Origin of the sequence: Ferrimonas lipolytica, assembly GCF_012295575.1 — a bacterium.
GTDB classification, from domain to species: Bacteria; Pseudomonadota; Gammaproteobacteria; order Enterobacterales; family Shewanellaceae; genus Ferrimonas; species Ferrimonas lipolytica.
This window is the reverse complement of the sequence record NZ_CP051180.1, coordinates 4,014,411-4,039,601: the sequence shown is the minus strand read 5'-3', so window position 1 is coordinate 4,039,601 and position 25,191 is coordinate 4,014,411. Positions and strand designations below refer to the sequence as shown.

The following is a 25,191-nucleotide window of genomic DNA, read 5'->3' as shown; positions in this document are numbered from 1 at the left end:
TTGCCCCCATGCGGCATAGCCTAAACAATGCGAGCCAATCTATTTGCTAAAACTAGTGCTACCGTCGCTGCACCGAATGGCTTCGTCGCTACCATTAAAAACAGCGCTTGCCTAAATAGATTCCTAATTCTGAAATGGCCATAGATGATTCGCGATAAGCTTTCGCTAAAAAGTCATCCTCAAGCCTAGTGAAGGTTTGAGGGCGAGGTGGACCAGCTAATTAATGCCACTCGCAGTTAAGCCAGTGGTTCTAAGCCATAGGCTGTCCGTTTTATCGAATTCAGCAATACTTCATTGCCGTGTTATTCAACAAAAATCAAGCATGAACACCCTATGCGATATAGTTTTGTAAGTTGAAGAAATCATAAAAACCAGCCGAGTTGCATGTTCCCAAGTGAGGTATTCACCCTAAAGCTTATGCAGTTTGCTAACACTCCAGCTTAGATCCAATGAGCCAATTTAAATCTTGATCACGTATTTAATATAACAACGCAATTTAAAAACTTGTGATAACAAGGTCTACTGTAACAAGGATGCATATGGAAGGTTTTATACCCTTAAGCACTTTCTTCAACTCAGCTGATGAGAAGAACGTCGCGGCCATCAGTAAAACTAACTTAGCAACTATGAAGCTAAGGCAAAGGCATCCCTCCTACGCTACACAACCGTCTAGCTATGCCATAACTTTGGTTTTAGGCTGTCGTTATTTACGCAATTGTACACTAATGTATTTTGAAAATATCTTCATCTACATTCAGGTAGTTAGTTCTATATCTCAATCAAACCGCTGGAATAGGTGTTCACTAACTAATAGCAATGCCAAGTATTTGATTGTCACTAGGGAGCGATCTAATCGATTGAATAAGCCCAACTGTTCGGTTCCAATTGAAGTTGTTCCCGATTACTAACCCAGACATTTAAGAAAAGATTGGATTGCCTATTTTAGACTCGATGAAAATTAATTATCAATAAAGGAAGTCTCATAATGAAAAGACATTGGATGTCTACATGTGTTCAAACCTTTGGTATTGGTTGTGTTTTTATTTCATTTTGCTCGTTTGCCAACATTGATCGAGAGGGAGATATAGCACCGCCATTACAAACTAAAGATTTTGGCCATAACTTTATCGAAGAAAATAACATTAACCCCACTATCAAGTCATTAACATCCGACTTGTTTGGAGACACCCTTGATTTATCGACAGGGAACCTTGCCTTTTCTCATGATGACCTGTCAATTCCGGGAAATTTTGACATTCCAGTTGGTATTATCAGAAAGTTGTCTGACCCAGACTCATGGCATCGAGAAACACTAGAGTTTGGAAATTGGAGCTTAAGCCTTCCCCATATTCGCTCTACATATATTCTAGATAAGAACGGCAATGCCGATCAAGCTTATTGGAACCGAGGCAAAGCTTGTACGTTACCTTTGAACTCCAATCCAAACTATAACGTTTACATTGGAGGCGGTGCCAACCAAAGCTCTCAACCTTACGTGGTTTCAAAGAAAGCATACTGGAATGGGGATACCGTCTCAATCCCTCAACAGGGCTCGGTAAAACTTACAACTAAAAAAGGTGATTCGACTTACCAGCGATATAATAACAAAAACTGGAAAGTAGAGTGTTTTAGTGGAGAGGACGGTAATGAAGGGTTCAAAATTACCACTAATAATGGTCTAACCTACTTTCTCGAAAAAGAACGACGAATTAAATCCTTTAGAAAGTATACTGCGGCCTCAGTCAGCACCGGTCAAACCTGTACTACAAACTGTGCTCCTGTAACCCTTCCTTCCAATACCGGTTACATTGACCCTAAACTTCTCTTTGACCAAATTAGTATTTTTCTTCTGCCGTCAAAGATTATTGACCGATTCGACAATGAGGTACGCTTCACTTACGGCGAGAATGGTCTAATTGAACAGATATCGACTAGCGACGGTCGACATATTTCATTTGTGTCATCACAAGGACGAATTGCCGAAATTCGCGCAAATGGCAAAGTGTGGCACTACAACTATCAAGGTAATGAAAAAACTTATTTGCTTGAATCAGTAACACGTCCTGATGGCAAAAGTTGGCATTTTGACTATAGCGACTGGAGCGAAGATACCGTCTTTGGTGATATATACAACGACGGCCATATTGACTGGGGAGTTCCAGGTACCCGCTGCCTAGCTGATCGTATAGACCGACCTTATCTCTTGATGGCTCATCCTGATGGTGTAGTTGGCAATTTTAAAGTTGTTGAACACTGCCATAACCAAAGCGAAGTGCCGAAATTAAGGCGCATAGACTATAACCAGTCTGGCCCGGCAATTGAAACTTATCACATTCAACCATTCTCTCGTTTGTTCTCGCTATCCAAAAAATCATTAACCCTGAATGATGGCTCGTCTTACGAATGGCAGTACGAATACTCAGCCTCAAAGTGGGCTTTTAAGAACGATCCACTAACCGAACACCACCGCTTGAACGGCGCTCTCGATGGGGTCGAAACTGCCCATCTCAAATCTACCAAGGTTATTCAACCGGATGGCAGCGAAACTGTCAGCTATTTCGACCGACGTTATGCTTCGGCAGGAAATAAATTACATGAAGAATTATTCGACAGTTTTGGGGTGTTACGAGAGCGTCATAATTACACATATATAAATGGACCAGACCATGGTGATAATGGACTTGAGGCATTTATTAATGGTGCCAGTCAAGACCCATTATCTGCTGAGGATGCTCGAACAACAAATCCACACAATCAACTGATAACTAAACAAGTTGTCTATACATTCTCCGAAGCAGGAGCCTTTCAGGATAGTTATACTAAGAAGTGGTATGAATTTAATGTTTACGATGAGCCAGAGCGTTTTGAAGAGTCCAATTCCTTTTCAAATAACAAGCGATTTATAAAAAATGGATTTCACCATGATTTGCTAAATCATGTGCTCAACTTGCCCACATTCCTCGACGTATCGACAAACGGCAATGATTGGCAAAGATACTCATTAAAGACCTACCACACTGCCGTCGGGCCATACAAAACTCAGTTAAAAGATACTTATTCGGTAAGGAAACTAATTAGTACCAACAGCGAATACCACACTGATGGAAACCTTAAAAAAACTAGATATACAGATACAAATCGCTACGAGATTTTCGAAAACTATTATCGAGGTAAAGCACGCAAAATCACTATGCCCTGTGGTACCGTAAACGGCTGCAATAACGCTAATGGGAGTAGCACTAATACTATCATTGCGAATCTAAAAATTAATGATGATGGTACAACGGCAAGCGTTACCGATTTTATCGGCAATACAGTTGAGTATCGATACAATTCAATCGGCTGGTTAACAGATATTATTCCAGCAGACACTCAGTGGGCCCCAACCTCTATCGATTATCAACGTGTGACTTCACACGGCGATGGACAAGGTTTTTCACCAGTTTTCGCTGGCGACACTAAACAGGTAATTACCACGGGCACTCATATCAAAGTTAATTACCTTGACGGACTGTTGCGCCCAGTGTTTACCAAAGAAACTGAAGGAGTAACCAGTCGCTACGTTAGAACCGAATATGATTATAAAAACCAACCGACCTTCCAATCATGGCCGTATCGCACAAGCGTAACCCCACACGGCACTAGCACAGAATATGATTATCATGGACGCGCTATTGAAGTGGTTAGGACAGCAGATAAGGCTAAAACCAATACCACAATTTTAGCTGGAAACCGTGCTGCGACAACTGATCCACTCGGTAACACCACTACCTCCACTTACTTAGCGTATGGGTCGCCTAATCACAAGTACCCGATAAAAATTGAAGACCCGATAGGGGGAATCACATCTCTAAGCTACAACGCTCTAGGACAGGTTACTCAGATCAGTCAAGGCGGCTTCACCGAAGAGCGTCACTACGACCAATATGCTCAATTGTGCCGAATCAAGCGCCCCGATACTGGCATAACGGAGTTTGGCCATAACGCGCAGCGACAACTTGCATGGAAAGCTAACGGGCTAGTATCTCCAAGCAGCATCTGCGGTGTTAGTCTGCCAAGTCGGCGTGCAACTATGAGTTATGACAACCTTGGACGCTTGGCAGCAGAAAAACACCCTGATGATAGCCAGCCTCGAGCGTATCACTATGATGAGAACAACAACCTAACTAGCCTAACCACCTCGGATACTCAATGGAGTTACCAGTACAACAGCCGTAACCTTCTTGAGGTCGAATCCCTGACAATTAGCGGTCTAGAGTACCCTTTGAGCTGGGCATACAATTCACGAGGTCACACTAAGTCAGTAACCTACCCCAGTGGTTTAGTGATCGACTTTACCCCTAATGAGCTTGGTCAACCGACCCAAGCTGGCAGTTACGCCACCGATGCGATTTATCATCCAACAGGCTCGTTAGGCAGTTTCGTTTATGGTAATGGCGTGCAGTTTATCCAACGTTTTGACGCAACTAACCGTCCAGAGGCGCTTGAGCATTTCAATAATGACGACATCGTGAACCTCACGTATGAATATGATTTAGCTGATAACTTGATAGGTTTAACTGACGTGGTGACATCAGCGAATAGTCTATCAGGATTCGATTACGACGGTTTGCACCGATTAAAGAAGGTAAACGGGAAATGGGGGAGTGCAACCTTAAAGTACGACTCTATCGGCAACCTATACGAAAAAAATGTGGGTCAAGAAAGGCTAACGCTCCATTTTAATACCACTACCAATAGACTGGATCGTGTAAGCGGAAGCGTTATCGCTAATTATCAACATGATGATGCGGGGAACGTTACTAACAACACACTATTTGGGATGAGTTATAACCATGCCAACCAGATGCTCAGTGCGGATGGAAACCTTTATTATTATGACGGTCACGGTAAACGCGTAAAAGTGACGAATCGGAGCGGTGAAAGCAGCCACAGCGTCTATTCTCGAGACGGGAAACTGATGTTTAAAACCGATTTAGAGACTGGTAAAACAACCGATTACATTTATTTAGCTGACCAACTAGTAGCAAAAATCGACGATTCAGCCGCTATTCTGGAAATGCCAGAGAGCATATCTGTTCCATCTTTCAATAATAATGGTAGCTTTACCGTTAGCTGGGCGGCTGGGCTAGGTGCGTCACACTACACGCTTCAACAGCAACTCAATGGGGGCAGTTGGGAGACTATCTCATTGAACACAACTGCAACCTCGCAATCGCTCTCGGGCAAAGCAACTGGCGCTTATCGCTACCGAGTAAGCAGTTGTCACGACAACAACTGTAGTGACTATCGTTTCAGTAGTACTTTTTATGTTGTCCATACCCCTTCGTACATTGCATACGCTTTGCAAACGACTACCGGCAGTGCGGGTATTACTTGGAAAGCAGTTAACGGCGCAAGTAGCTATAAACTAGAGCATAAGTTAAACGGTGCATGGGCTCTAATCTACGCTGGTACCGCCACGAGTTTTACGGCGAGCTTGGCCGATGGTGACTATCAATTCAGAGTAAGAGCCTGCAGGGATAATGTTTGTGGCGATGCGCATCAAGGAGCGACTCTTAAGGCACGAACACTCACTGCACCAAGCTCTCTAACTTCACCATCAAAAGACACCGATGGAAATTTTAGCGTTTTATGGTCGGATGAAATTGGGGCTTATTATTACCAGTTACAGCAACAGCTTAATGATGGTGCTTGGGCCGATGTCACCAATACCAAAGCTCAATCACATAACATTACAGGAAAGCAAACCGGCAAGTACCGCTATCGGGTACGGAGCTGTGATAGTAACAAATGCACAGATTATCAATACAGCAGTTATACCTACGTAGTTCATACACCATCAACCATTAGCTATGTGGAACAAACCAGCTCGGGTAATGCAACTATATTCTGGAGCGTCGTTCCTGGAGCAACCGGCTATCGCTTAGAAAATTACCTAAACGGCTCTTGGAAGCAGATTTACAGTGGTTCAGGAACTAGTTACAAAGCCACTTTAGCTGACGGGAAGTCAAAGTTCCGTGTAAATGCATGCAAAGACAGCAGTTGCGGTAACTATCGACTAGGTATTCCTTGGTTAACGGCAACTACACCTTTTGTCGCCTTTACAGTATCTCCAACCTCGGTGAGTCGTATTGGTGATGATACTCGAGTGTCTTGGTCTGCCAGTGGAGCGGATTACTGCAAATTGAGTTCCAACTTTCGAACATACACTGTGGCGGCTTCTGGATCACAATGGGTAACCGCATTTAACTATCCTTATTCTGAGTTCTCTATGACTTGTTATTGGGGCTCCATAAGTAAATCTTCTAATTCCTCAGTACGCGTTCTGCACAATCCAATCGGGCGACACTTATTTTGATCATCAAGGAACGGTGGAATCAGCAAATGAATAATATCCAATTTAAGTGGTCAAAAGCTGTTTTGCTAAGTACCGCAATATTCATCGCATTAATGGCACTACCTACACAGGCGGCTAAAGTCACCTACATGCACTCCGATGCATTAGGTTCACCTGTTGCCGCCACCGACGAAGAAGGCAATGTTCTTTGGCGGGAGCATTACGATCTGTTTGGAAAGCGCCTGAACAACCAAGGAGACGACACCGGTTATACCAGCCATGAATTCGATAAGGATACTGGCCTAACTTATATGCAGGCTCGGTACTATGATCCACTCATAGGTCGGTTCTACTCCAATGATCCCGTTGATGCCCTTGGCCATATCCAACGTGGCAACCCCGTGCATGGATTCAATCGTTATACCTACGCGAATAACAATCCGTACAAATACGTTGATCCCGATGGTGAGTTTGGAGTGCTTGGGTTTGCTATTGGTTTCATCGCTGATGCTGGAGCTCAATACGTAATGACTGGCTCCGTTGATTTAAAACAATCTTTAGTTAGTGGTGCAGTAGGTGCGGTGACGGGAGGATTAACATCGTTAGCCAAGTCGAGCTTAAGTGTGGGAGGCAAGGTAGTCGCATCTCAAAGTGAGAAAATTGCGGCAGGAGCACTAGTTTCGGCAGGCGGTGGTGTAGCAGGGGCAACAGGTTATGCTGTCAACGAAAACCTAAATGGAGAGACTCCAAGCTTAAGCGACACAACCGTCAACGGGGTTATGTCTATGTCTGGCCCAGGAAAGCAGGTTGGTAGTGCAATAGCTAAAGTAGCCACTGCAGTCAAAGATACGGTAAAATCTCTGGATAACCAAGCTTTTGATGCAGGTGTTAATGCCGCTAGTGATTTTGCTGGGAAAACGATTGATCAAGGTTTACAAAAGGAAGAACGTTGATGGATGGCTCCAAACCTCATTTGCTTAAAAGAGCTTTAAAGTACGGATGCATATCCGGGACTGTTATTATGTTTGTGATTCTCATAAAGTCCTTGATCTCTGGCGTCGACGGCTCTTTTAATGAAGTTTTTTTAAGAGTTTTAATAACCGGGATCGGGGTCTATCTCTCAATGTTTGTAGTCTTCATAGTTTACTTGCTAGCTAACCCTGAGGCAGACACCCCTAGAGAGTAATCTCAGTTAAAGTTTTTGTTTAGATTTGTTAATAACTGACCAGTTATCACCGGAAAGCTGGCTAGTTTGGTTTGGACGCGTGCCCAACTCGGTGCGGAATGCTGGTCGCATTGAGGTGGAATACAATTGTATATTCCGCCATTTAGCACCATGTGTCCGCTCTAACTTGGCCATTACAGTAATGGCAGCAGGCAACGATTTCGCTAGGAAGTGACCATCAATTATAAACTTCGCTATAAACTAAGCTGAGTTATATACTGGCTGCTATTTGCATTACTTACTTGACATAATTGATTTAACTACTTAATTACTCTGTTTGATGATTTAATAATAGGCTCATTATCAACAGGGTAATTATCCACTAGAACCAACAACGGTTCACTACCATAGGAGTTACCGTTGATTCAATTAGCCGTGGTTGGAAGCCGAATATTAACGGATGCCTGCCAAGGAAATTCACTTATTTCATTACATTTATTACAATTTGGACAATTTTTGTAATTACTTATTTTGTTATCAAAAAATTTATTAATTCGTTGCTCTACCTGTTGCAACTCAACTACTTCAAAGGGGGTTTCCCAAACAAATTGATTCAGTTGCATCGTTAGAAAATGAAAAAATCTATCACGGCTGTCGCCGAGATGGTGAGCACCAATAGCTTTGTTGCCATAAGCTGATAGTATTCCAGCCAAAAAGAAGCCTATAGACTGTGTAACCTGATGCACATCGCTTGCGGGCAGTTTTAACTCACCAAAGCGTTGGGCATTGTCATATAGGAATTGTGCAGTATTCCAGAACAAGTCGACTCGGCGTCTTAAAGCCGTCTCTTTCTCATTGCTCGCTAATTGCCAGCACAAACTGTTCACTGACACCAACCGTAAACTTCTGAATGTTTTGCTTCGTTGTGTTGCCACAAAGGAAAATATTGGGTGGCATACAGCCAATTGACGGGGGGTAAGATCTGGGTTGCTCGTAATAAACCCATGCAAAGAGGTCGTCGCACAGTTTCTTAAAAACAGGCAAACCAACAAGTCTTCTTTTGATTTGAAATGTTTATAAAGGGTGTAATTAGAGCAGTTGGCACGCTGGGCAACTTCGGCAAAACGAAATGAAACAATACCAAATTCGGCCACCAGTTGTTCTGCGGCATCTAGAATTTTGGTGCAAGCGTGCTGTTCGTTAGTCGATTTTGGACATTGCATCAAAAAACCATAAATTATGTCAGTTAGTTGTACTCGAGTTTACGGAGAACGCTGATGTAATACTGCGTGTCAAAACGCAAAAAATGCCCCCTGAATCAGTCAGGGGACTCAATTAATCAGCTAAGTTCTGTTTAACAGGTTCACGCAGCAGAGACACTCTTACCTGCGGTAATCCCAAACACAATGCAATCGGCAATGGCGCAAGCACCAAGTCGGACAGCCCCGTGTACACCGCCGGTCATCTCTCCTGCAGCATACAACCCCTTGATAACTTCACCATCAAGGCCAATGGCTTCACCATGAACGTTAATCTGCACCCCGCCCATAGTATGATGCACTTTAGGGTAACAACGCGCAGCGTAAAATGGCGCTTTAGCAATGCTGACACCGCTCATTTTACGATTGAAATCTACGTCTTTACCAGTACTTGCTAATTCGTTGTAGCGAGCAATTTCACCCTTTAGTACCGCCACATCTAAATCATACTCCTTGGCTAATTCCTCCAGCGTATCGAACTTTTTCAAGGATTTGTTTTCTAGTGCCATTGGGATTTTAGAGTGGGATACTTTTCCAAATCCAACACTGTCGGCAATAGCAATTGCAGGGTGGCCACTCGCAATAATGGCATCCGCTCGCTGTTTTCTATTCCCAAGTTCATTCATAAAACGTTTGCTGGTATCAGGGCGAACTAACATACCGTGTACACACGCCGCACGGGAACTGAAGGCGTAAGCAAAACCGAAACCCTTTTCATCTGGTGAACTCAAAGGATACTGCTGTACCCAACTCAGATGCACAGGATTACAACCGGCCTTCAGAGCTTCAATCAATAACTCTGAGGTTGCTCCTTTTTGGCCAGTGTTACGAGCGTCTTGAAGCGTTGGTTCCTGCAAAGTCACGTAACGCTGGTCACCAGTAAAACCTCCACCAGATAACACGACCCCTTTGTTGGCTCTAATGTGCTTTACTTTTCCACTTTCTGACTTTCCAAAGCGGTATTTTTCACGAACCCGAACACCGATAACATTATTATTCTCATCGCTAATAATCTTATCTATCATTGTACGGGTTTGCACAACCACACCATTTTTCTTACAAGCATCAACTTGTGCATTAATAAATTTGGAACCACTTTGAGTACTCATTACACGCGGTACCGAGTGTCCACCAACATGAATAACTTGGCCAGTAAATTCCACTCCCCACTTATCAATACAATATTCTTTTACATAAGGCCAAGTATGGTCACATACGTGTTTTGTTAGTTCGGGGTGGTTTAGGTTACGGCCAGCCTTGAGCATATCTTGATAGAGGAGCTCTGGTGAATCTTTAATACCTTTTTCTTTTTGATAGTCACTACCAGCAACTGCCACACTTCCGGCGTTAATAGCGGAGTTGCCTCCGATTGTTTTCATTTTTTCAAATACCACTACCGAGGCCTTATTCTCAGAAGCAGCATAAGCAGCAGATAAACCAGCTAAACCACTACCGATCACAACGACATCATAGTGTTCGTCCCATTTTATATCTTCGGTCACCGTTGCAGCTGTTGCACTTGAGGACAATAGTGTCCCGCCAGTAATAGACGCGGTACTTAAGGCGATACCACGTTTTAGAAAATCACGACGCTGTTGTAAATTACTCATTCTAAGGTTCCTTTGAATTATGGAATAGGACGGAAACGGGTATGGCACTCAAGACAGAGATCTTCTGATTTATCGTGCACGTAGTGGCAGGTATCGCAAGTTTGGGTGTCTTGATAGTGCGGGCTATCATGAGGGTTCATGTGCCCTAAAAAGGCAGTTTGCTCTGCGATTTTTTGATAACTTTCGTGACATTCGAAACACTGTTCATTAGATGGGTAATCACCTTCGGTTTGATGGCAATCATTACAACTTAGCCCGTTTAGAGTGTGTGAGTGGGCTAACGATATTTTGCCTCTAAGCGAAGTATTGTGTTTCGGCTCATTGTGCTGATCAATATTATGGCAGCTTGCACAATCATCATTTTGATTGAGTGCAACGTGCTCAACAGGTAACACTGATTCAATATGGCACTTATTGCAATTTAAGAAGTTGTCGACTTCTTTAAATTCAATCGCTTGGGTAGCCAAAGGTGTAAAAGTACAAATGAGCGAGATAAGTAAACGGTTTTTCATAAGCTTCCTGAAATGCACTGCGAGCCAGAGCAGAGTATGTCGACGTTACGACGGATGCATTGCGTGGAAAAAATTTATGATAGGTTTATTACAAATTTCCCTAGGCGTTAAGGGTTCAATCACAAAACAGGACAATCTTTAACCAAAAATGTAAATTTATATTAGCCCAACAAACTTTAATGACTAAAGCTAGTTGTTCATTACTACTGTGAGTTCGTTAGATTTATTAAAGAATTATTTAAATATTATATTGTCTATTTTCACCGCCAACCTAATTAGGTTGTAAGTATATCTATGTAAAATCGTATCTTGTTCAACAAAATTATAATCGCATTATTATTCGATACTCTCCCCGTCGAATTTACGGCCAACAAGTAATTTGGAGGTAAATAACGAAGAAATATTTTTCTTCTACAAAAGCAAGTAAACATATGCATGGTTTTTACAATGCTCTCTGGTGCGTGGCACGCTTTACCACTTCCGATAACTGAGTGCGACGTTCACTAATCCATATGGTTAGTACCCATTGCTGGACTTAGCCTCAAAAACCCCAACTAATGTAATAGTGACTGTACACAGTAAACAAATCGTCCCAACTTCCAGCAGCAACAAAGCGGCGACCACTTTAGCGCTTCTATAGCCCCTCCCCCTTGGTTCGTTCTGACGTTATGCCACTGTTGAGTCAACAACCGCATTCGCAAAGCTAATCATTTACCTGCCAATAGGGTCAAACTGACCAAATTGAACCATCACAAGCTGTGATCCTGCTCGCCAATGCCCTAGCAATTACAGTCTTTAGATTCACTCATTGCGTCAATTTGACCCACGTGAGGCTGACTCACTCAACCACCACCAACAGTGAGACATATTGACCAATAACTACAAAATGAACATATCAATGGGCATTTATTGTCATTATATTCGTGATCAAAGACTTAAAAACAACTATTAGCCCTTAATTGATTAAGGCCTTTTGCTAGCATGCGTCGCCATTAAATGGTCGGACTATTTGCGACCATCACACTGAGCAGGAGATAACAGTGAACGGTTTACGTATTTCTCAGCTGGCCCTAGTGGTATCAGCGTCATTAGCAGCTTCAGCCGCCATGGCTGAAGACAAGGAAGTGTTCTCGCTTGGAGAGATCGTCGTATCAGAAACCACCGGTGTGCGCGACATTGCCATCAATAATGTTCTGACCGCAGAAACCATTGAGTTGGTTGGTGCAAAAACCGCAGCCGATGCGTTGGAATACGTACCAGGCGTTCACATTGCCCAGTCGAACAAGGGCGAAAAGTTCCTAACCATGCAGGGTTTTGAACAAGATAAGATCCTAATCCTGTTGGATGGTGTTCCATATTATGAGACTAAGTATGGTCAGCTTGATCTAAACCAGATCCCTGCGGCAATCATCGCTAAGGTTGAAGTAACCAAAGGCGCATCTTCAGTACTGTATGGCCCCAATGGTATGGGCGGTGTGGTTAACATCATTACCCAAAAAGGCAGCGAAGGTCTTTCTGGTGAGATCACCGCTAGCGTTGGTGAATACGGCCAAAACCACGAGTCCGCCTCATTAAGTTACGGTAAGAATGGCTTTACCGTATTTGCTACCATCGATCGTACCGAGCGCGACGCTTACTCCCTCTCTGACGATTACGAGCCAATTGAGTCGTACATTAAAGACAAAGTGGGCGATCTGCCAAAGTACATGGAAGTAGAAGATGGTGGCAAGCGCATCAACTCCGACTCCGAATCGCTGAACGGTCGTCTGCGCGCTGGCTATGCCAATAATACCAGCGAGATTTACGCCAGCATCTACAGCTACGACACCGAGCGTGGCCTGCCGTTCCACGACAGCTACAACAAGGTAATGTACTCCTACTCGACCTTCTCTGATGTATCTGAGTATCAAGATCGCGGCATCGATATCAACGCCAGCCACAAGTTCACTGACACTCTAACCATGCGTGCGTTAGCGTATTACCACACCCACACCGACAACATGGAGTTTTACGACTCTGCGGAGAAAAGCGTCAAGCTGGGTGACAGCACCTACGACGATTACACCGTTGGTGGCGCACTGTTTGGCGATATTAAAGTAAACAACTGGAACAACTTGAGCCTGTCTTTCAACTATAAAGAAGACGTTCACAAGCAAAAAACCATTTCCGCGATTGATCCTGATTTCTCCGAGCCGACAGAGCGCTCCTCATTGGAAACCTTCAGCCTTGCCGCTGAAGACACCATGCAGTTTGGCAACCTAACTGCAGTTGCTGGCATCGCATGGCACCAGCAAACGATCAACGACTTCCAAGGTACCTCTGCTGGTGATGTACTAGGTGAAGGCAAAGGCGACGAGTCCGATACCTTTGATCCAATGGTTGGTTTAAGCTACGCCTTGAATGATGGCAGCCGCGTATTTGGCTCGGTTGCCCAGAAAACTCGCTTTGCGACCTTCGACGACATGAAAGCCGACGACGGTAAGCTGTACGAACTGGATCCAGAACGCAGCTTGAGCTACGCCGCTGGTTGGGAAAAAGACTTCGCTCAAGGTTGGTTAAACAACGTTAACGTCAATGCCTTCTACCATGATGTTGACGACCGCATTGGTGAGCTATGTGCTCTGTATGAAGACGATGGTTACTGTGCCGATGAGCGCCCAGTAAACATTGGTAAAGCGGAATACTACGGTACCGAACTGACCTTCACCGGTAACATCACCGATACCTTGCGTTACAGCTTGGATCACACCTACACCCACGCTCGCGACAAGTCCGACGATGCCGAAACCGAGCACCTGCGCGATCTGCCAAAGAACGAGTTTACCGCCATCTTGATCTGGGATGAGCAGTACACCGGCATTAGCGCCAACCTACGCATGAACTACAAAGACGAGTTCATGATCTACTGGGATGGCGAAGATACCCTGTGGGAAGAGAACGTGTTTACCGTTAATGGCGGCATTCGTAAAGACTTCTTCAATAACCAGCTAACTGCGTTTGCCAACGTCAACAACTTGTTTGACGAGAACTACTACGAAGGCGACGGTCAAGCGAACGAAGGTCGTAACTTCGAAGTCGGCGTAACCTACCGCTTCTAATAGGAATATCCATGTTTCAACGGATCATCACGATCGTTGCTATTTGGTGTCTCAGTTTTGCTGCACTGGCCACCCCAGTGCAGCTTACTGATATGGCAGGGCGTCACGTTACCCTGCCCGCACCAGCCAAGCGGGTTGTAACCACCTACATGCCCGCCACTATTTTTTGTTTGAGCCTTGGTTTGAACCAACAACTGGTTGGGATCTCCAGCCAAGACGGTCGCCAATCTTTAGTCAGCACCCTTCTCAACGGCAATAACCCTGTGGCAGTGGGGAGTCGCTCGGCTGGCATTAATATTGAAACCATCATCTCGCTACAGCCGGATTTGGTTGTTATTAATGATAAAAAAGATGGTGCTAGGCTTGCACAACAACTGAGCTTGCTCGGTGTACCTACATTATTAATGAAGGCGGAATCCGCTGCAGAGGTTCAACAAGCGCTCAATATGCTTGGCACCGCAACCGGTACAATGCCTCAGGCTTTAGCAATTCAAACCGCCACCAAACAACTGCAGGCAGAGATAAGTCAACGTTTAGCCAACACTAAACCGGTGCCGGCTTACTACGCTAATGGCAGCGACTTCTATCGCAGCGTTAGCGGCCAGATGTACCAAAATGAGCTGATGCAGATAGCCGGGCTAACTAATGTTGCAGCGGCAACGTCGGGTTTTCACCCCAAAATTAACCTCGAGCAGCTACTACGCTGGCAACCGCAGTTTTTGGTATTAGAGCAAGGCCGTAATAACACCCTCGAACAGCAATTGGCAGAACCAGGGCTCAATTGGTTGGCCCAACACCCTCGCGCCACCTTGCCTTCCGATGCACTGTGGCATATGCCATCACCAATGGCGGTGGCTGGCGCCTACTACCTTGCCAGCGTTGTGCACCCACAACAATTTCAGGATGTCGACGTTAACGAGCGTATTGCTCAGTTTTACCAACAAATCTTGGCCCGCCCGTGCGCTTCTCCATTTGAGTCGAGCCAATGCCAGTAACAACCACGGCATCGCAGCGACTTTGGCTAGCCACAGCAGTCATCTTGATTATCGCCTTAGCGATGGGCCGCTACGATGTCAGCGCATCGGCCACCTTATCGGCGTTAGTCCGTCTGCCGGAAGTATTATGGTGCTTGCTGTTAGCTTCGCCTTTACCGGCGGATCTCAGCGCAGAACAACAGATTATTCTGTTGGTGCGGTTACCGCGTTTATGCATGGCACTGCTGGTCGGCGCTGGCTTAGCCCTATCTGGCACCATCTACCAAGGGGTGTTTCGTAACCCGCTGGTGTCGCCAGATATCTTAGGGGTTACCTCCGGCGCGATGTTCGGTGCAGCCCTTGGTTTAGTATTGCCCTACAGCAGCTGGATGTCGGTGCAGATCTTGGCGTTTAGCTTTGGTTTATTGGCTGCTGGCGCAGCCATTAGCATGGCCCGTAAAGTCGGTAACAACAGTCTGCTGATTATGATCATGACCGGCATCATCGTCGGCTCGCTGTTTGGTGCCGCATTAATGGTGCTAAAAACTCTGGCCGACCCCTACGGCCAGCTGCCAGCCATTGTATTTTGGTTGATGGGCTCGCTCTCCACCAGCAGCTGGGGCAGTGTCGCTAAGTTATTGCCAGCGCTAGTTATCGGTTACACCGTCGCCCATCTGTTGCGCTATCGCCTCAACGTGTTGTGCCTTGGCGATAAACAAAGTCGTAGCCTCGGTATCTCCCCACACCAACTACGTTTGTTGCTCACCGTTATTAGCTCCTTTGTGGTCGCAGCCTGCGTTTCCGTGGTGGGGCAAGTCGCGTGGATTGGCTTAGTTATCCCCCATATGATGCGCACCTTTGTAGGTGCTGATCACGTTCGTTTGCTGCCGCTAAGTACCCTTGCTGGGTCAGCCTTCATGGTGATGGCTGACTCCTTAGCGCGCAGCGCCTTTTCTACCGAGTTACCGGTTGGGATCATCACCTCGATCATCGGTGCGCCGATGTTTGCGTTCCTGCTCTACCGCTCGCAATGGCATCGAGGTCACCATGCTTAAGGTTGCCAAGCTAAACCATCACATCAATGACAAGCCACTGCTCCATAACGTTAGCTTTAGCGTTGAGCGCGGTGAGTTAGTCGCGATTCTCGGCGCTAATGGGGTAGGCAAATCAACCCTGTTTGATTGCCTCCTGGGACAGCGGCAATACGACAGCGGCGACATTACCCTTGATGACATCCCCATTGGCAACCTTTCCACTCGAGAGTTAGCGCAACAGGTGGCACTGGTGCCACAACAGCAAGACAGTGCATTCGCTTTTAGTGGCGTTGAGATGGTGTTGATGGGGCGTACCCCTTACCTAAGTGCTTTCGCCAGTCCGAGTAAACAAGACCGCCAAGATGCGTTAACTATCATGGCCAATCTCGGTGCCGATCATCTGGCTCAGCGCGACTTTAACCAACTCAGCGGTGGCGAACGACAACTGTTGCTGTTGGCTCGGGCCATGTTGCAAAGTCAAAACCTGTTGCTACTCGATGAACCCACCAACCATCTTGATTACCGCAACCGTTACCACATTTTGAACCAAGTGCAGCAGGCCTGTAAGCATAACAACACCGCAGCTGTTGCGATCCTGCACGATCCTAACCTAGCCAACCTGTACGCCGATAAAGTGTTGATGCTCGATCACGGTAAAACCCTCGCGTTTGGGTCAACATCCGAGGTGATGACCAACCACAACATCAGCCGCTTGTATGGCCTTACAACTGGCTCGGTGAAGATCTGCAATCAGGAACTGTTTATGCCGCAAAAATTGCTTAGCCAGCAGCCCCCCGAAGTATTAATCCTTACCGGTGAATCTGGCAGTGGCAAGACTACCGCCCTAGAACAACTGGTGAATCAAAATAGCGACCAACAATTACCACTCAACGGCATTATTTGCCCCGGCGAGATGCGCGATGGCAAACGTTTCAGCAGCGACATTATTAATGTCGCCAGCGGCGAACGCTGCCGCTTTGGTCAGCGCCAGAGTGATTTCGACCCGATCACCGGTACCCGTTTCCAATTTTCTCAGCGTGGCATCAAACTCGGCCAAGACGCGTTAACCCCAGCGACGACCCAGCATAATGGTATCTGGTTGGTGGATGAGATTGGGCCAATGGAGTTCAATGGCGGCGGCTTAGCAAAATCATTGGCGGCACTATTAACCAACCCCGCCCGCAAGCACATCTGGGTCATTCGGCCGTCATTGGTGCAACGGGCGATCAATCACTGGGGACTATCTAACCCAACCATTGTAGATGCGCAGGATCCGCAAGTGCTTAACAAACTAACGGAGTTTTGCCGCAGATGAACCAGATAGAGACGGTGCAATCGGTAGGCACCTGCAACCTGATTAAGTGGTATCGCAATACTGCTCTGTTGTTGTGCCTAATCAGCCTGGCTTACCTCGATGCGGCAACCCTGTTGTACCCCTTTAGCTGCACCCTGTTTATGTTGCTCGCGACCGCAACGGTGGTACTCATCTGTACGCTGATGCCACTAAAGAGTTTTTCGCCGTGTCACTGCCAACAGCACCATTGCGATCCTAGCCGTAAACTCAATGGTCGCTTGCAACTGCATAGCACCAATGCCAGTTTGATCCTGCTACTTATCTCAGCGTTCTATTCCGTGCCGCTGGATAACAGCTCCATGCTCACCTATGTGTGGGCCAATCTGTTTTTCCTGTCGCGACCACTGGCGATGGGGTGTGCCTTAGTAGCTGCCATCGGTTATGCCTTACTCTATAGTGCCGATAGTCAACGTCTCGCCGCTCGCTGCCATCAACTGGCATTGCTGTCTGGTGTTCTCTTCCTATCTGGTGAGATCTCCGGCAGCTATTGGGCCGCTCAAGGCTGGGGCCATAGCTGGAGTTGGAGTAGCCACTTCTTCTTCTCTGCCTTGATCTATCTGCTGCTTAACTTGGTATTTCATTTCCCTCCCCGCTGGTTAGCCACCAAACAAAAAATGTATGCCGCTAAGGGCAGTTTGCTTGGCTTTATCGTCGTCGTTCAACTTGGATACCGCCTACTATGATCCAGTATTCACTTAAGCAACTCAGTTCGATGCGACTGGCCTTTATTCTGCTGTGCGCTGGCATTGTCTGGTTTGGCATCGGGATGGGGTTAGCGGATTTAGGTGGCTATCGCAGCAGCTTAAAACAGCTCAATAGCATCGCCTTGGTTGAGTGGTGGCCAATCATGCAGCTTGAACCTGTACTGCTACTTTGGCTATCCAGTTTAGTGCTGGTGTTTTTCTTACTCGGCTGCAGCACTCTAGCCTGCACTTACACCAGTTTGATCCCACTGTGGCAGCGACGGCGCTGGCGCCACAAGCAGATTATGTTAGCGCCGATCCACCTGCTTACCTTACTGATCTTTGTGTGTCATGGGCTTGATGTTGTGTGGGTACATCAGCCAACCAAAATTGAAATGCAGGTGGGTGACAGCACCCAATTTGAAGGAACAACCATTACCCTTAAGCATATCGACTACCAAGACGATATCGCTGCTATCCGTGCCGATCTGCAAGGGCATACCGCTGCTGGCCGCATCACCCGTCGCAGCATTACCCAATTTGATCCACGCCATAACACCGCTGAGTTTGTGGTCTCTATTCAACAGCAGAACATCAACGCTCAAGCGCGTTTTCTCGAACCCTACCAATGGCAAAGCAATAAGCTTATTGTCACCGATTTTTATGTGCCATACGGCCAGCCGGATAGTGCCTTAACCGCTAAGGTAACGCTTATCCATAATCCGCTTACCGCCTTCTTTTTTGGCTGCTATCTACTGTTACTGTTGAGCCTGTTGCTGCACGTATTACACCTGTCGCTGTGCTCAAAAAGGTTGGAGGATTAATCATGCTGTTGCCTCTATTATTCAGCGCGGCGGTTGCCCAAGCGACACCCGCGACGATGCAACAACAGATCCAGCAACCGTTAGCAACCTCTGTCGCCTTAGGGCAACAAGCACAGCTATGGCAACAACAGAAGGCCCAGCAACAAAGTGAACAACAGCAGGCCTTGGCCGAGCTGTACTGGACCGAATTCCAGATAAGTAAGCTGCAACGTCAGGTTGAGCAACAACAGCAACAGATCAATCAGCTCAACACCGACATCGCCAATATCGATGCCATCCGCCAGCAACTCGAGCCGAGTTTGGAGATCTGGTATGCCGCCATCGAAAACCAGATTAACGCGGACATGCCTTTTTTACAGCAAGAGCGACAACGTCGCTTGCAGTTCTTCCGCCAATCCTTGGATAACGCCGATATGAGCCACGCAGAGCGATTTCGACGCTTGCTAGAGCTGGTCAAAATCGAGGTCGAGCTAGGTTATGGCAGCCATACCACCAATGAGGTGATCGTGGTTGCAGGTGAGCAACGGCAGGTGCAAACCTTCCGCTTGGGGAGGTTGGCGTGGTTTGCCCAAAGCCATGATGGTCAATTTAATGCCCATTTCAATACTCAACTAAAACAGTGGCAACCGTTAAGTACCGACGCTGCCGATGCAATCCAAAGCGCTATTGCTATCAGCCAAAACCAACAGGCCGCAAAGTTGATCACTCTGCCATTCGCGAAGGTAAGTCAATGAAACCGTTACTGTGGTTAACCTTATTCTTTAGTGGCTTGGGGCTGGCTGATCCGCTTGCGGTTCAGGTTGAGCAGCAAGCACAGGCGATGCACAACGCCAACAATCAGTGGCAACAGCAGCTTAATAACGAACAACAGCGCAGTAGCGCGACTAGTGCTGAACTGAAACAACAGCTCCAGCAAAAAACCAAGCAGATGCAGCAACTTCAAGCGCAGCTGGTTGCCCTGCAAGCGGACAAAAAAGCACTGCAACAACAAAAAGCCGCGGCCGAGACCGATATGGCATTGGTAGATAGCAGCTTTCGCCAAACTACTGCTCAGCTACAGCAGCGCTGGCAAACCAGCCCAACCCGTTGGTTGGCACCACAGCGCAACCTCTGGCTGCAACAACAAACTCGCGCTGAAGGCTTTCCCTCCTCGGCCGCATTAACACAGCTGATTCAGTTTGCCCTTGATGACATTGAACACAGCGGACAACGCCAACAGACTGAGGTAGCTATTGCCGGGGCCGGTGGAGAAAGCTACCCAACGACCTTAACGATACTAGGCAGTGCTATGGTTATTGCCGAGCAACAGGCACAACCGCTGGGGTTGCTCGATAGCAGCAACGGTAACATCGTTGCCCCATTGCCAAGCAATACCAACGAGCAGCTACTTGAGTGGTTGCGCGGCAAAAGCGCTTCACTGCCATTGGATATCAGCCAAGGGAGCATCCTCGCCACACTTGCCGCTAGCCACTCGTGGCAACAGTGGGTAATCGATGGCGGAGAGCTGCTGCAACCAATATTGCTATTAGCACTTGCTGGTCTGTTTACCCTCGCCATCTGTACTGTTCGCTTATATTGGTGGCGCCCACTGCAACCGCTTGGTAACGATAATATCGAACAGCAGCTGCAACAACAGCGCCGCGCTCCAGCGGCACAGGTGCTGGCTCAAGCGTGGCAACAACAGCAATTGGAGGCGATGGATCACCACCTCAAACAGGGCATGTTGCGTCAATTTGGTCAGTTTGAACGAGGCTTAGGCTTAGTGGCATTGTTTGCTGCACTAGCGCCGATGTTGGGGCTGCTTGGCACCGTTAGTGGCATGATTGAGACCTTCCAAGCGTTAACCGAGTACGGTAATGCCGAGCCGAAGTTACTTTCGTCGGGGATCAGTAAGGCGTTGATCACCACCCAAGCGGGCTTGATGGTCGCCATTCCGCTATTACTGTTACACCACCCAGTGAAGCGCCGAGCACAGCGGCTAACCAGTAATATGGAGCAGCAAGCAGCGCTGCTGATGGCTCAACGCGTGGAACAGCAGTGATGTTCGATCTGTCCGCCTGCTTTAGCTATCTGCACAGCGGTGGCCCAGTAATGTGGCCCATGCTTGGTTGCAGTGTACTGATGCTGTGGTTGGCTGCGGGATTACTGTTTCGCCCAGCAGCCTATCAGCCAGAGCTCAAACCAACCGGTGTTAGTTGGCTCGACGAGCGCCGCGCACAGTTGAGTCAACAACAGTGGCTGCAGCACCAACAGGAGCAGCTGCAATCCATTCGTCTACTGGCAACCACGGCACCATTACTGGGTTTACTCGGTACCGTCAGTGGCATGATCACCATGTTTCGCGCCTTGGCACAAAGTGGCCTACACGACGGTAACGCCATCTCCGATGGTATCGCTATGGCGATGATCAGCACTCAAACGGGTTTATTGATTGGTGCACCGGGATTGCTGTTGGCGTATCTGTGGCAGCGCCGCTTGGGCTCGCAACAACAACGTATTGCGAGTGGGGCACACTATGCTCAGTAACCGTTTTAACCTTGATAAAGACGCTGAGATAAACATGACACCCATGCTGGATGTGGTGTTTATTCTGCTGATCTTCTTTATCGTTTCTACCAGCTTTGTGCAGCACAACAAGATTGAGATAGAACGGCCACAAGCCAATAGCGCCGAAGTCAGCCACGGTACGCCGTTGATCCTTAGCATTGATGCGGCTGGGCGCATGTATTGGGATAACCAAGAGCTAGATATCTATTATCTGCCAGCGACGTTACAGCAACTAGCCGCAACCACCCCCAACGCACGCTTGCTGATAATGGCGGATCAACGCTGCCCTACTGGTGTCACCATTAAGGCGCTCGATATCGCTAACCAAGCAGGATTACAACACAGTGCTGTGGCCGCAGAGCCGATGGGCTTCGGCCAATGACTGCACTGCTGCGTCTGTTGATAGCAATCGCAGTTAGTTGGGTACTGGTGTACTGGCTACCAACCTATCTAAATCAGCGTCAGCGACTCACCATTACCGACACCACCACTGTAGTGCCGATGATCATTCCGGCGCCAGAGCAACGCCCCGATTCAAGCAAACCAGCACCACAAAAAATGGCCCCAAAACAACCGCAAATTCGCTCCGTTGCAACTTCCGTGGCTCACAACAATCCGGCGACGGTGGCGATCACCTTATCGCCATTGCAACTGGCGCCACCGCAGATGAGCAACATTGAATTGGCGCCGCTGGCAAATCAGTTCGCCAGTTTGTCCGAAGTCGATCAAGCTCCCAAATTGTTACGCTACATTGCCCCCAAGATGCCGGTAGCAGCACGCAGCAAAGGCATTAATGGCAAGGTAATGTTGCGATTGGTGGTCGCCGCCAACGGCGATGTGCTGCAAGCCGAAGTACTTTCGGCACAACCTGAACAACTGTTTGAACAAGCAGCGCTCACTGCTGCCAAACAGTGGCAATTCAAACCCGCTCAAATCAACCAACAAGCCGTGGCTGTGTATCTCGATGTTCCGCTTAACTTTCAGCTTAATTAGCCTGCTATGGCTTAGCAGCACTGCTGTGGCAGCAACCACTGCGCCGCAAGGGTTGAGCAGCTATCAGTTCCGCGTACTTGCCGCTGCTAGCCAGCAGATGGAGCGTGGCCACTACGGTGAAGCTGCTCAACAATTGGCGCCGCTACTAACGAAACCGTCACCACCAGCGGTGTTGTTTCACTATGGTTGTTTAGCCCTAGAACAAGCACAACAACCTTCGTTGGAGTGTTGGCAGCGCGGCCAACAACAGCAGCCACAGGACAAAACCATCACCTTGGCGCTAAGCAATCAATTGCTGCAAGCGCAGCGTTATCAGCAATCAGTTGAGCTGCTAACCCCGTGGATTGATGAGCACGCTTCGGCGCAATTGCGCTACCAATACGCCTATAGTCTCTATCAGATTGAAGCCTACCGGCAGGTGGTCGATGCGCTGTCGATAGTCCCGCCTATCGCCGCCCAAACGACCCAAGCGGCAGCTACAGCGAATCGGCAAACACGACCCAATAATTGGTGGCCTTTGATTGCTTACAGTCAACTTGCATTGCAGGAGTGGCCGCAGCTACAACAGAGTGCGCAGCAATGGTTGGCGGTGCAGGTGGATAACGCCCAAGCGTGGCAACTGCTATCTCAAAGCTACCTGCAACAGCAGCAGCTCAAACAAGCCACTGCCACCTTACAGATAGCGCAGCTGTTGCAGCCGAATACCGATAGCCGCACCCTAACTCAACTGTATGGCAACATCGGTGCCTATAACCTTGCCAGTGATTGCCGTAATACTCAGTTGACCCTTAACTGCCTGCAATACGGTTATTGGGCCGGGGATTATCAAGCAACCTTAACCAGCAGCAATACCCTTAGCGTCGATGCCGAGCAACAAGATGCGTTGTGGTTACTGCAAGGCCAGCTTTATGCGGCACTTGAACAGCCACAACAGGCGCGGAACCTATGGTGGCAGATCGGCAAACAGCCGTTAACCGCGACGACTGCCACAGCACTGCAGCAACAACGTCAGCAACGAGACCACCGCCGTGGCCAAGCGCTGTTACTTATTGGCCAAAGTCATTGGCTGCAACAACAATGGCCAGAGGCGCAAGTCGCCTATCGCGAACTTGCACAGCTACCGCAATTCCAACAGCGCGGCCAAAATCTTGTCGACAACCTGAACTACTACACCGGCAACTAAACCGGTATTGCGGTTAACCACACTCCCAAAATTGTTGCCCCGCAATTGAACTCACTTCCTTGGTGCACGGTTGCACCACCATCACGCACCTCCTTCGCCAAGTTCGCGCACCATCGGTGTTAAAAGGGCTGCCGTTACTGACTTTCATTCATTGGCATCACCTTTGCTACCTCTTATGCCATAGACGATGCTGCCCAACGAAACCGTTGTGCGGTCGTCAGTATCTTAGGGAGGAAGATCATGCTTAACGTTAGCCGTACTCTAGTTCGAACCTTGGCATTGGCCACAGCCTTGTTTAGTGGCGTTGCCGCCGCGGCAGAGTTGGGTTACCCAGAGAAGGAGGAGCTCACCTTTGGCTTCATTAAGCTTACCGACATGGCGCCAATTGCTATCGCCTATGAGAAAGGCTATTTCGAAGATGAGGGACTGTACGTCACCATCGAAGCGCAAGCCAACTGGAAGGTGTTGCTTGACGGCGTTATTGACGGTCGTTTAGATGGCGCCCACATGCTCGCGGGGCAACCCATTGCAGCCAACATCGGCTACGGCACTTCCGCTGAGATCATTACCCCCTTCTCGATGGACCTAAACGGCAACGGCATTACCGTTTCCAACGACGTCTGGGCAAAGATGAAGGTTAATATTCCTAAGCAAGCCAATGGTAAACCGGTACATCCAATCAAAGCCGATGCATTGAAGCCGGTCATTGAGCAGTTCCAAGATGAAGGTAAACCATTCAAGATGGGCATGGTATTTCCGGTGTCCACTCACAACTACGAACTGCGCTATTGGCTCGCCGCCGGTGGCATCCATCCGGGCTACTACGCCCCGCATAAGGGGGATACCTCTGGCCAGTTAGATGCTCAAGCATTGTTATCAGTAACCCCACCACCGCAGATGCCTGCAACCCTAGAAGCAGGCACCATTTACGGTTATTGCGTCGGCGAACCTTGGAACCAGCAGGCAGTATTTAAGAACATTGGTGTGCCGGTCGTCACTGATTACGAAATCTGGAAAAACAACCCCGAGAAAGTGTTTGGCATCACCAAAGCCTTTGCCAAGAAGTACCCCAATACCACTATTCGCCTAACTAGGGCGTTGATCCGTGCCGCCATGTGGCTCGACGAAAACAACAACGCCAACCGCCCAGAGGCAGTTAAGATCTTGGCGCAATCAAACTACGTCGGGGCCGATTACGATGTGATTGCTAACTCCATGACCGGCACCTTCGAGTATGAAAAGGGCGATAAGCGTGAGGTACCTGATTTCAATGTATTCTTCCGCTACAACGCCACCTACCCCTACTACTCAGATGCAGTGTGGTACCTGACCCAGATGCGCCGCTGGGGCCAAATAAGCGAAGACAAGGACGACAGCTGGTTTGAGCAAGTCGCTAAAAGCGTCTATCGCCCTGATATCTATCAGGCGGCCGCTGAATCGTTGATTAAAGAGAAGCTGGCAACCCCTGAGATGTTCCCTGATTTTGACAGTGAAGACGGCTACCGCGATCCACAAACCCACTTTATCGATGGCATTGTCTACGATGGCCATCAACCCAACGCCTATTTGCAGAAGTTCGCCATCGGCCTAAAAGCCGGCCAAGTGTTATAAGGGG

The 25,191-nt window shown here is 47.8% G+C and carries 18 protein-coding genes; 15 read left to right on the top strand and 3 right to left on the bottom strand.

Features of this window, described 5'->3' with window-relative positions; all coding sequences use genetic code 11:
- The first annotated feature begins 985 nt into the window (after positions 1–985).
- Together HER31_RS18335 and HER31_RS18880 are read left to right on the top strand one after the other, a co-directional pair.
- Positions 986–6,361: an RHS repeat domain-containing protein gene (locus HER31_RS18335; RefSeq protein ID WP_168662888.1), complete on the top strand. Its 5,376-nt coding sequence runs from the start codon at positions 986–988 to the stop codon at positions 6,359–6,361.
- Positions 6,362–6,387: 26 nt separating this feature from the next.
- On the top strand, positions 6,388–7,293 hold the full coding sequence (locus tag HER31_RS18880; protein ID WP_168662886.1) for an RHS repeat domain-containing protein: 906 nt from the start codon (positions 6,388–6,390) through the stop codon (positions 7,291–7,293).
- Between the two features lie 637 nt (positions 7,294–7,930).
- On the opposite strand, the gene HER31_RS18325 is transcribed toward HER31_RS18880, so the two are convergent.
- The 3 genes from HER31_RS18325 to HER31_RS18315 form a co-directional block, all read right to left on the bottom strand.
- Entirely contained in the window at positions 7,931–8,728 is a 798-nt protein-coding gene (locus HER31_RS18325) for a TetR/AcrR family transcriptional regulator (RefSeq protein WP_168662883.1), read from the bottom strand.
- Positions 8,729–8,868: 140 nt separating this feature from the next.
- Positions 8,869–10,374 carry a flavocytochrome c gene (locus tag HER31_RS18320; protein WP_168662881.1) on the bottom strand — a complete coding sequence of 502 codons (1,506 nt, stop codon included), beginning with the start codon at positions 10,372–10,374 and terminating at the stop codon, positions 8,869–8,871.
- Between the two features lie 17 nt (positions 10,375–10,391).
- Positions 10,392–10,886 (bottom strand): cytochrome c3 family protein, encoded by a 495-nt coding sequence (locus HER31_RS18315; RefSeq protein WP_168662879.1) that lies wholly within the window; start codon positions 10,884–10,886, stop codon positions 10,392–10,394.
- A gap of 1,040 nt (positions 10,887–11,926) precedes the next feature.
- On the opposite strand from HER31_RS18315, the gene HER31_RS18310 reads away from it, so the two are divergent.
- The 13 genes from HER31_RS18310 to HER31_RS18250 all read left to right on the top strand — a co-directional run bounded on the left by HER31_RS18310 (position 11,927) and on the right by HER31_RS18250 (position 25,187).
- Positions 11,927–13,984, top strand: a complete 2,058-nt coding sequence (locus tag HER31_RS18310; protein WP_168662877.1) for a TonB-dependent receptor — start codon at positions 11,927–11,929, stop codon at positions 13,982–13,984.
- A gap of 11 nt (positions 13,985–13,995) precedes the next feature.
- Entirely contained in the window at positions 13,996–14,979 is a 984-nt protein-coding gene (locus tag HER31_RS18305; protein WP_168662875.1) for an ABC transporter substrate-binding protein, read from the top strand.
- The gene (locus HER31_RS18300) at positions 14,970–16,013 is read left to right on the top strand and encodes a FecCD family ABC transporter permease (RefSeq protein WP_168662873.1); all 1,044 of its coding nucleotides are present in this window, start codon (positions 14,970–14,972) and stop codon (positions 16,011–16,013) included. Before HER31_RS18305 ends, HER31_RS18300 begins: the two co-directional genes overlap by 10 nt.
- Positions 16,006–17,307: an ATP-binding cassette domain-containing protein gene (locus HER31_RS18295; protein ID WP_168662871.1), complete on the top strand. Its 1,302-nt coding sequence runs from the start codon at positions 16,006–16,008 to the stop codon at positions 17,305–17,307. Before HER31_RS18300 ends, HER31_RS18295 begins: the two co-directional genes overlap by 8 nt.
- Positions 17,304–18,029 (top strand): hypothetical protein, encoded by a 726-nt coding sequence (locus tag HER31_RS18290; protein WP_168662869.1) that lies wholly within the window; start codon positions 17,304–17,306, stop codon positions 18,027–18,029. The genes HER31_RS18295 and HER31_RS18290 overlap by 4 nt, the downstream gene beginning before the upstream one ends.
- Complete coding sequence (locus HER31_RS18285; protein ID WP_168662867.1) at positions 18,026–18,853, top strand: hypothetical protein; 828 nt, start codon at positions 18,026–18,028, stop codon at positions 18,851–18,853. The genes HER31_RS18290 and HER31_RS18285 overlap by 4 nt, the downstream gene beginning before the upstream one ends.
- A 2-nt stretch (positions 18,854–18,855) precedes the next feature.
- The gene (locus HER31_RS18280; RefSeq protein ID WP_168662865.1) at positions 18,856–19,587 is read left to right on the top strand and encodes a DUF3450 family protein; all 732 of its coding nucleotides are present in this window, start codon (positions 18,856–18,858) and stop codon (positions 19,585–19,587) included.
- Positions 19,584–20,894 carry a MotA/TolQ/ExbB proton channel family protein gene (locus tag HER31_RS18275; RefSeq protein WP_168662863.1) on the top strand — a complete coding sequence of 437 codons (1,311 nt, stop codon included), beginning with the start codon at positions 19,584–19,586 and terminating at the stop codon, positions 20,892–20,894. Before HER31_RS18280 ends, HER31_RS18275 begins: the two co-directional genes overlap by 4 nt.
- Positions 20,894–21,379: a MotA/TolQ/ExbB proton channel family protein gene (locus HER31_RS18270; RefSeq protein ID WP_168662861.1), complete on the top strand. Its 486-nt coding sequence runs from the start codon at positions 20,894–20,896 to the stop codon at positions 21,377–21,379. The genes HER31_RS18275 and HER31_RS18270 overlap by 1 nt, the downstream gene beginning before the upstream one ends.
- A complete protein-coding gene (locus HER31_RS18265; protein WP_168662859.1) occupies positions 21,369–21,782 on the top strand; it encodes an ExbD/TolR family protein in 414 nt (137 codons plus the stop codon). Before HER31_RS18270 ends, HER31_RS18265 begins: the two co-directional genes overlap by 11 nt.
- A complete protein-coding gene (locus HER31_RS18260) occupies positions 21,779–22,393 on the top strand; it encodes an energy transducer TonB (protein ID WP_168662857.1) in 615 nt (204 codons plus the stop codon). Before HER31_RS18265 ends, HER31_RS18260 begins: the two co-directional genes overlap by 4 nt.
- Before the next feature lie 25 nt (positions 22,394–22,418).
- Entirely contained in the window at positions 22,419–23,576 is a 1,158-nt protein-coding gene (locus HER31_RS18255; RefSeq protein WP_168662855.1) for a hypothetical protein, read from the top strand.
- A 240-nt stretch (positions 23,577–23,816) separates the two neighbouring features.
- On the top strand, positions 23,817–25,187 hold the full coding sequence (locus tag HER31_RS18250; protein WP_168662853.1) for a CmpA/NrtA family ABC transporter substrate-binding protein: 1,371 nt from the start codon (positions 23,817–23,819) through the stop codon (positions 25,185–25,187).
- Positions 25,188–25,191 lie beyond the last annotated feature (4 nt).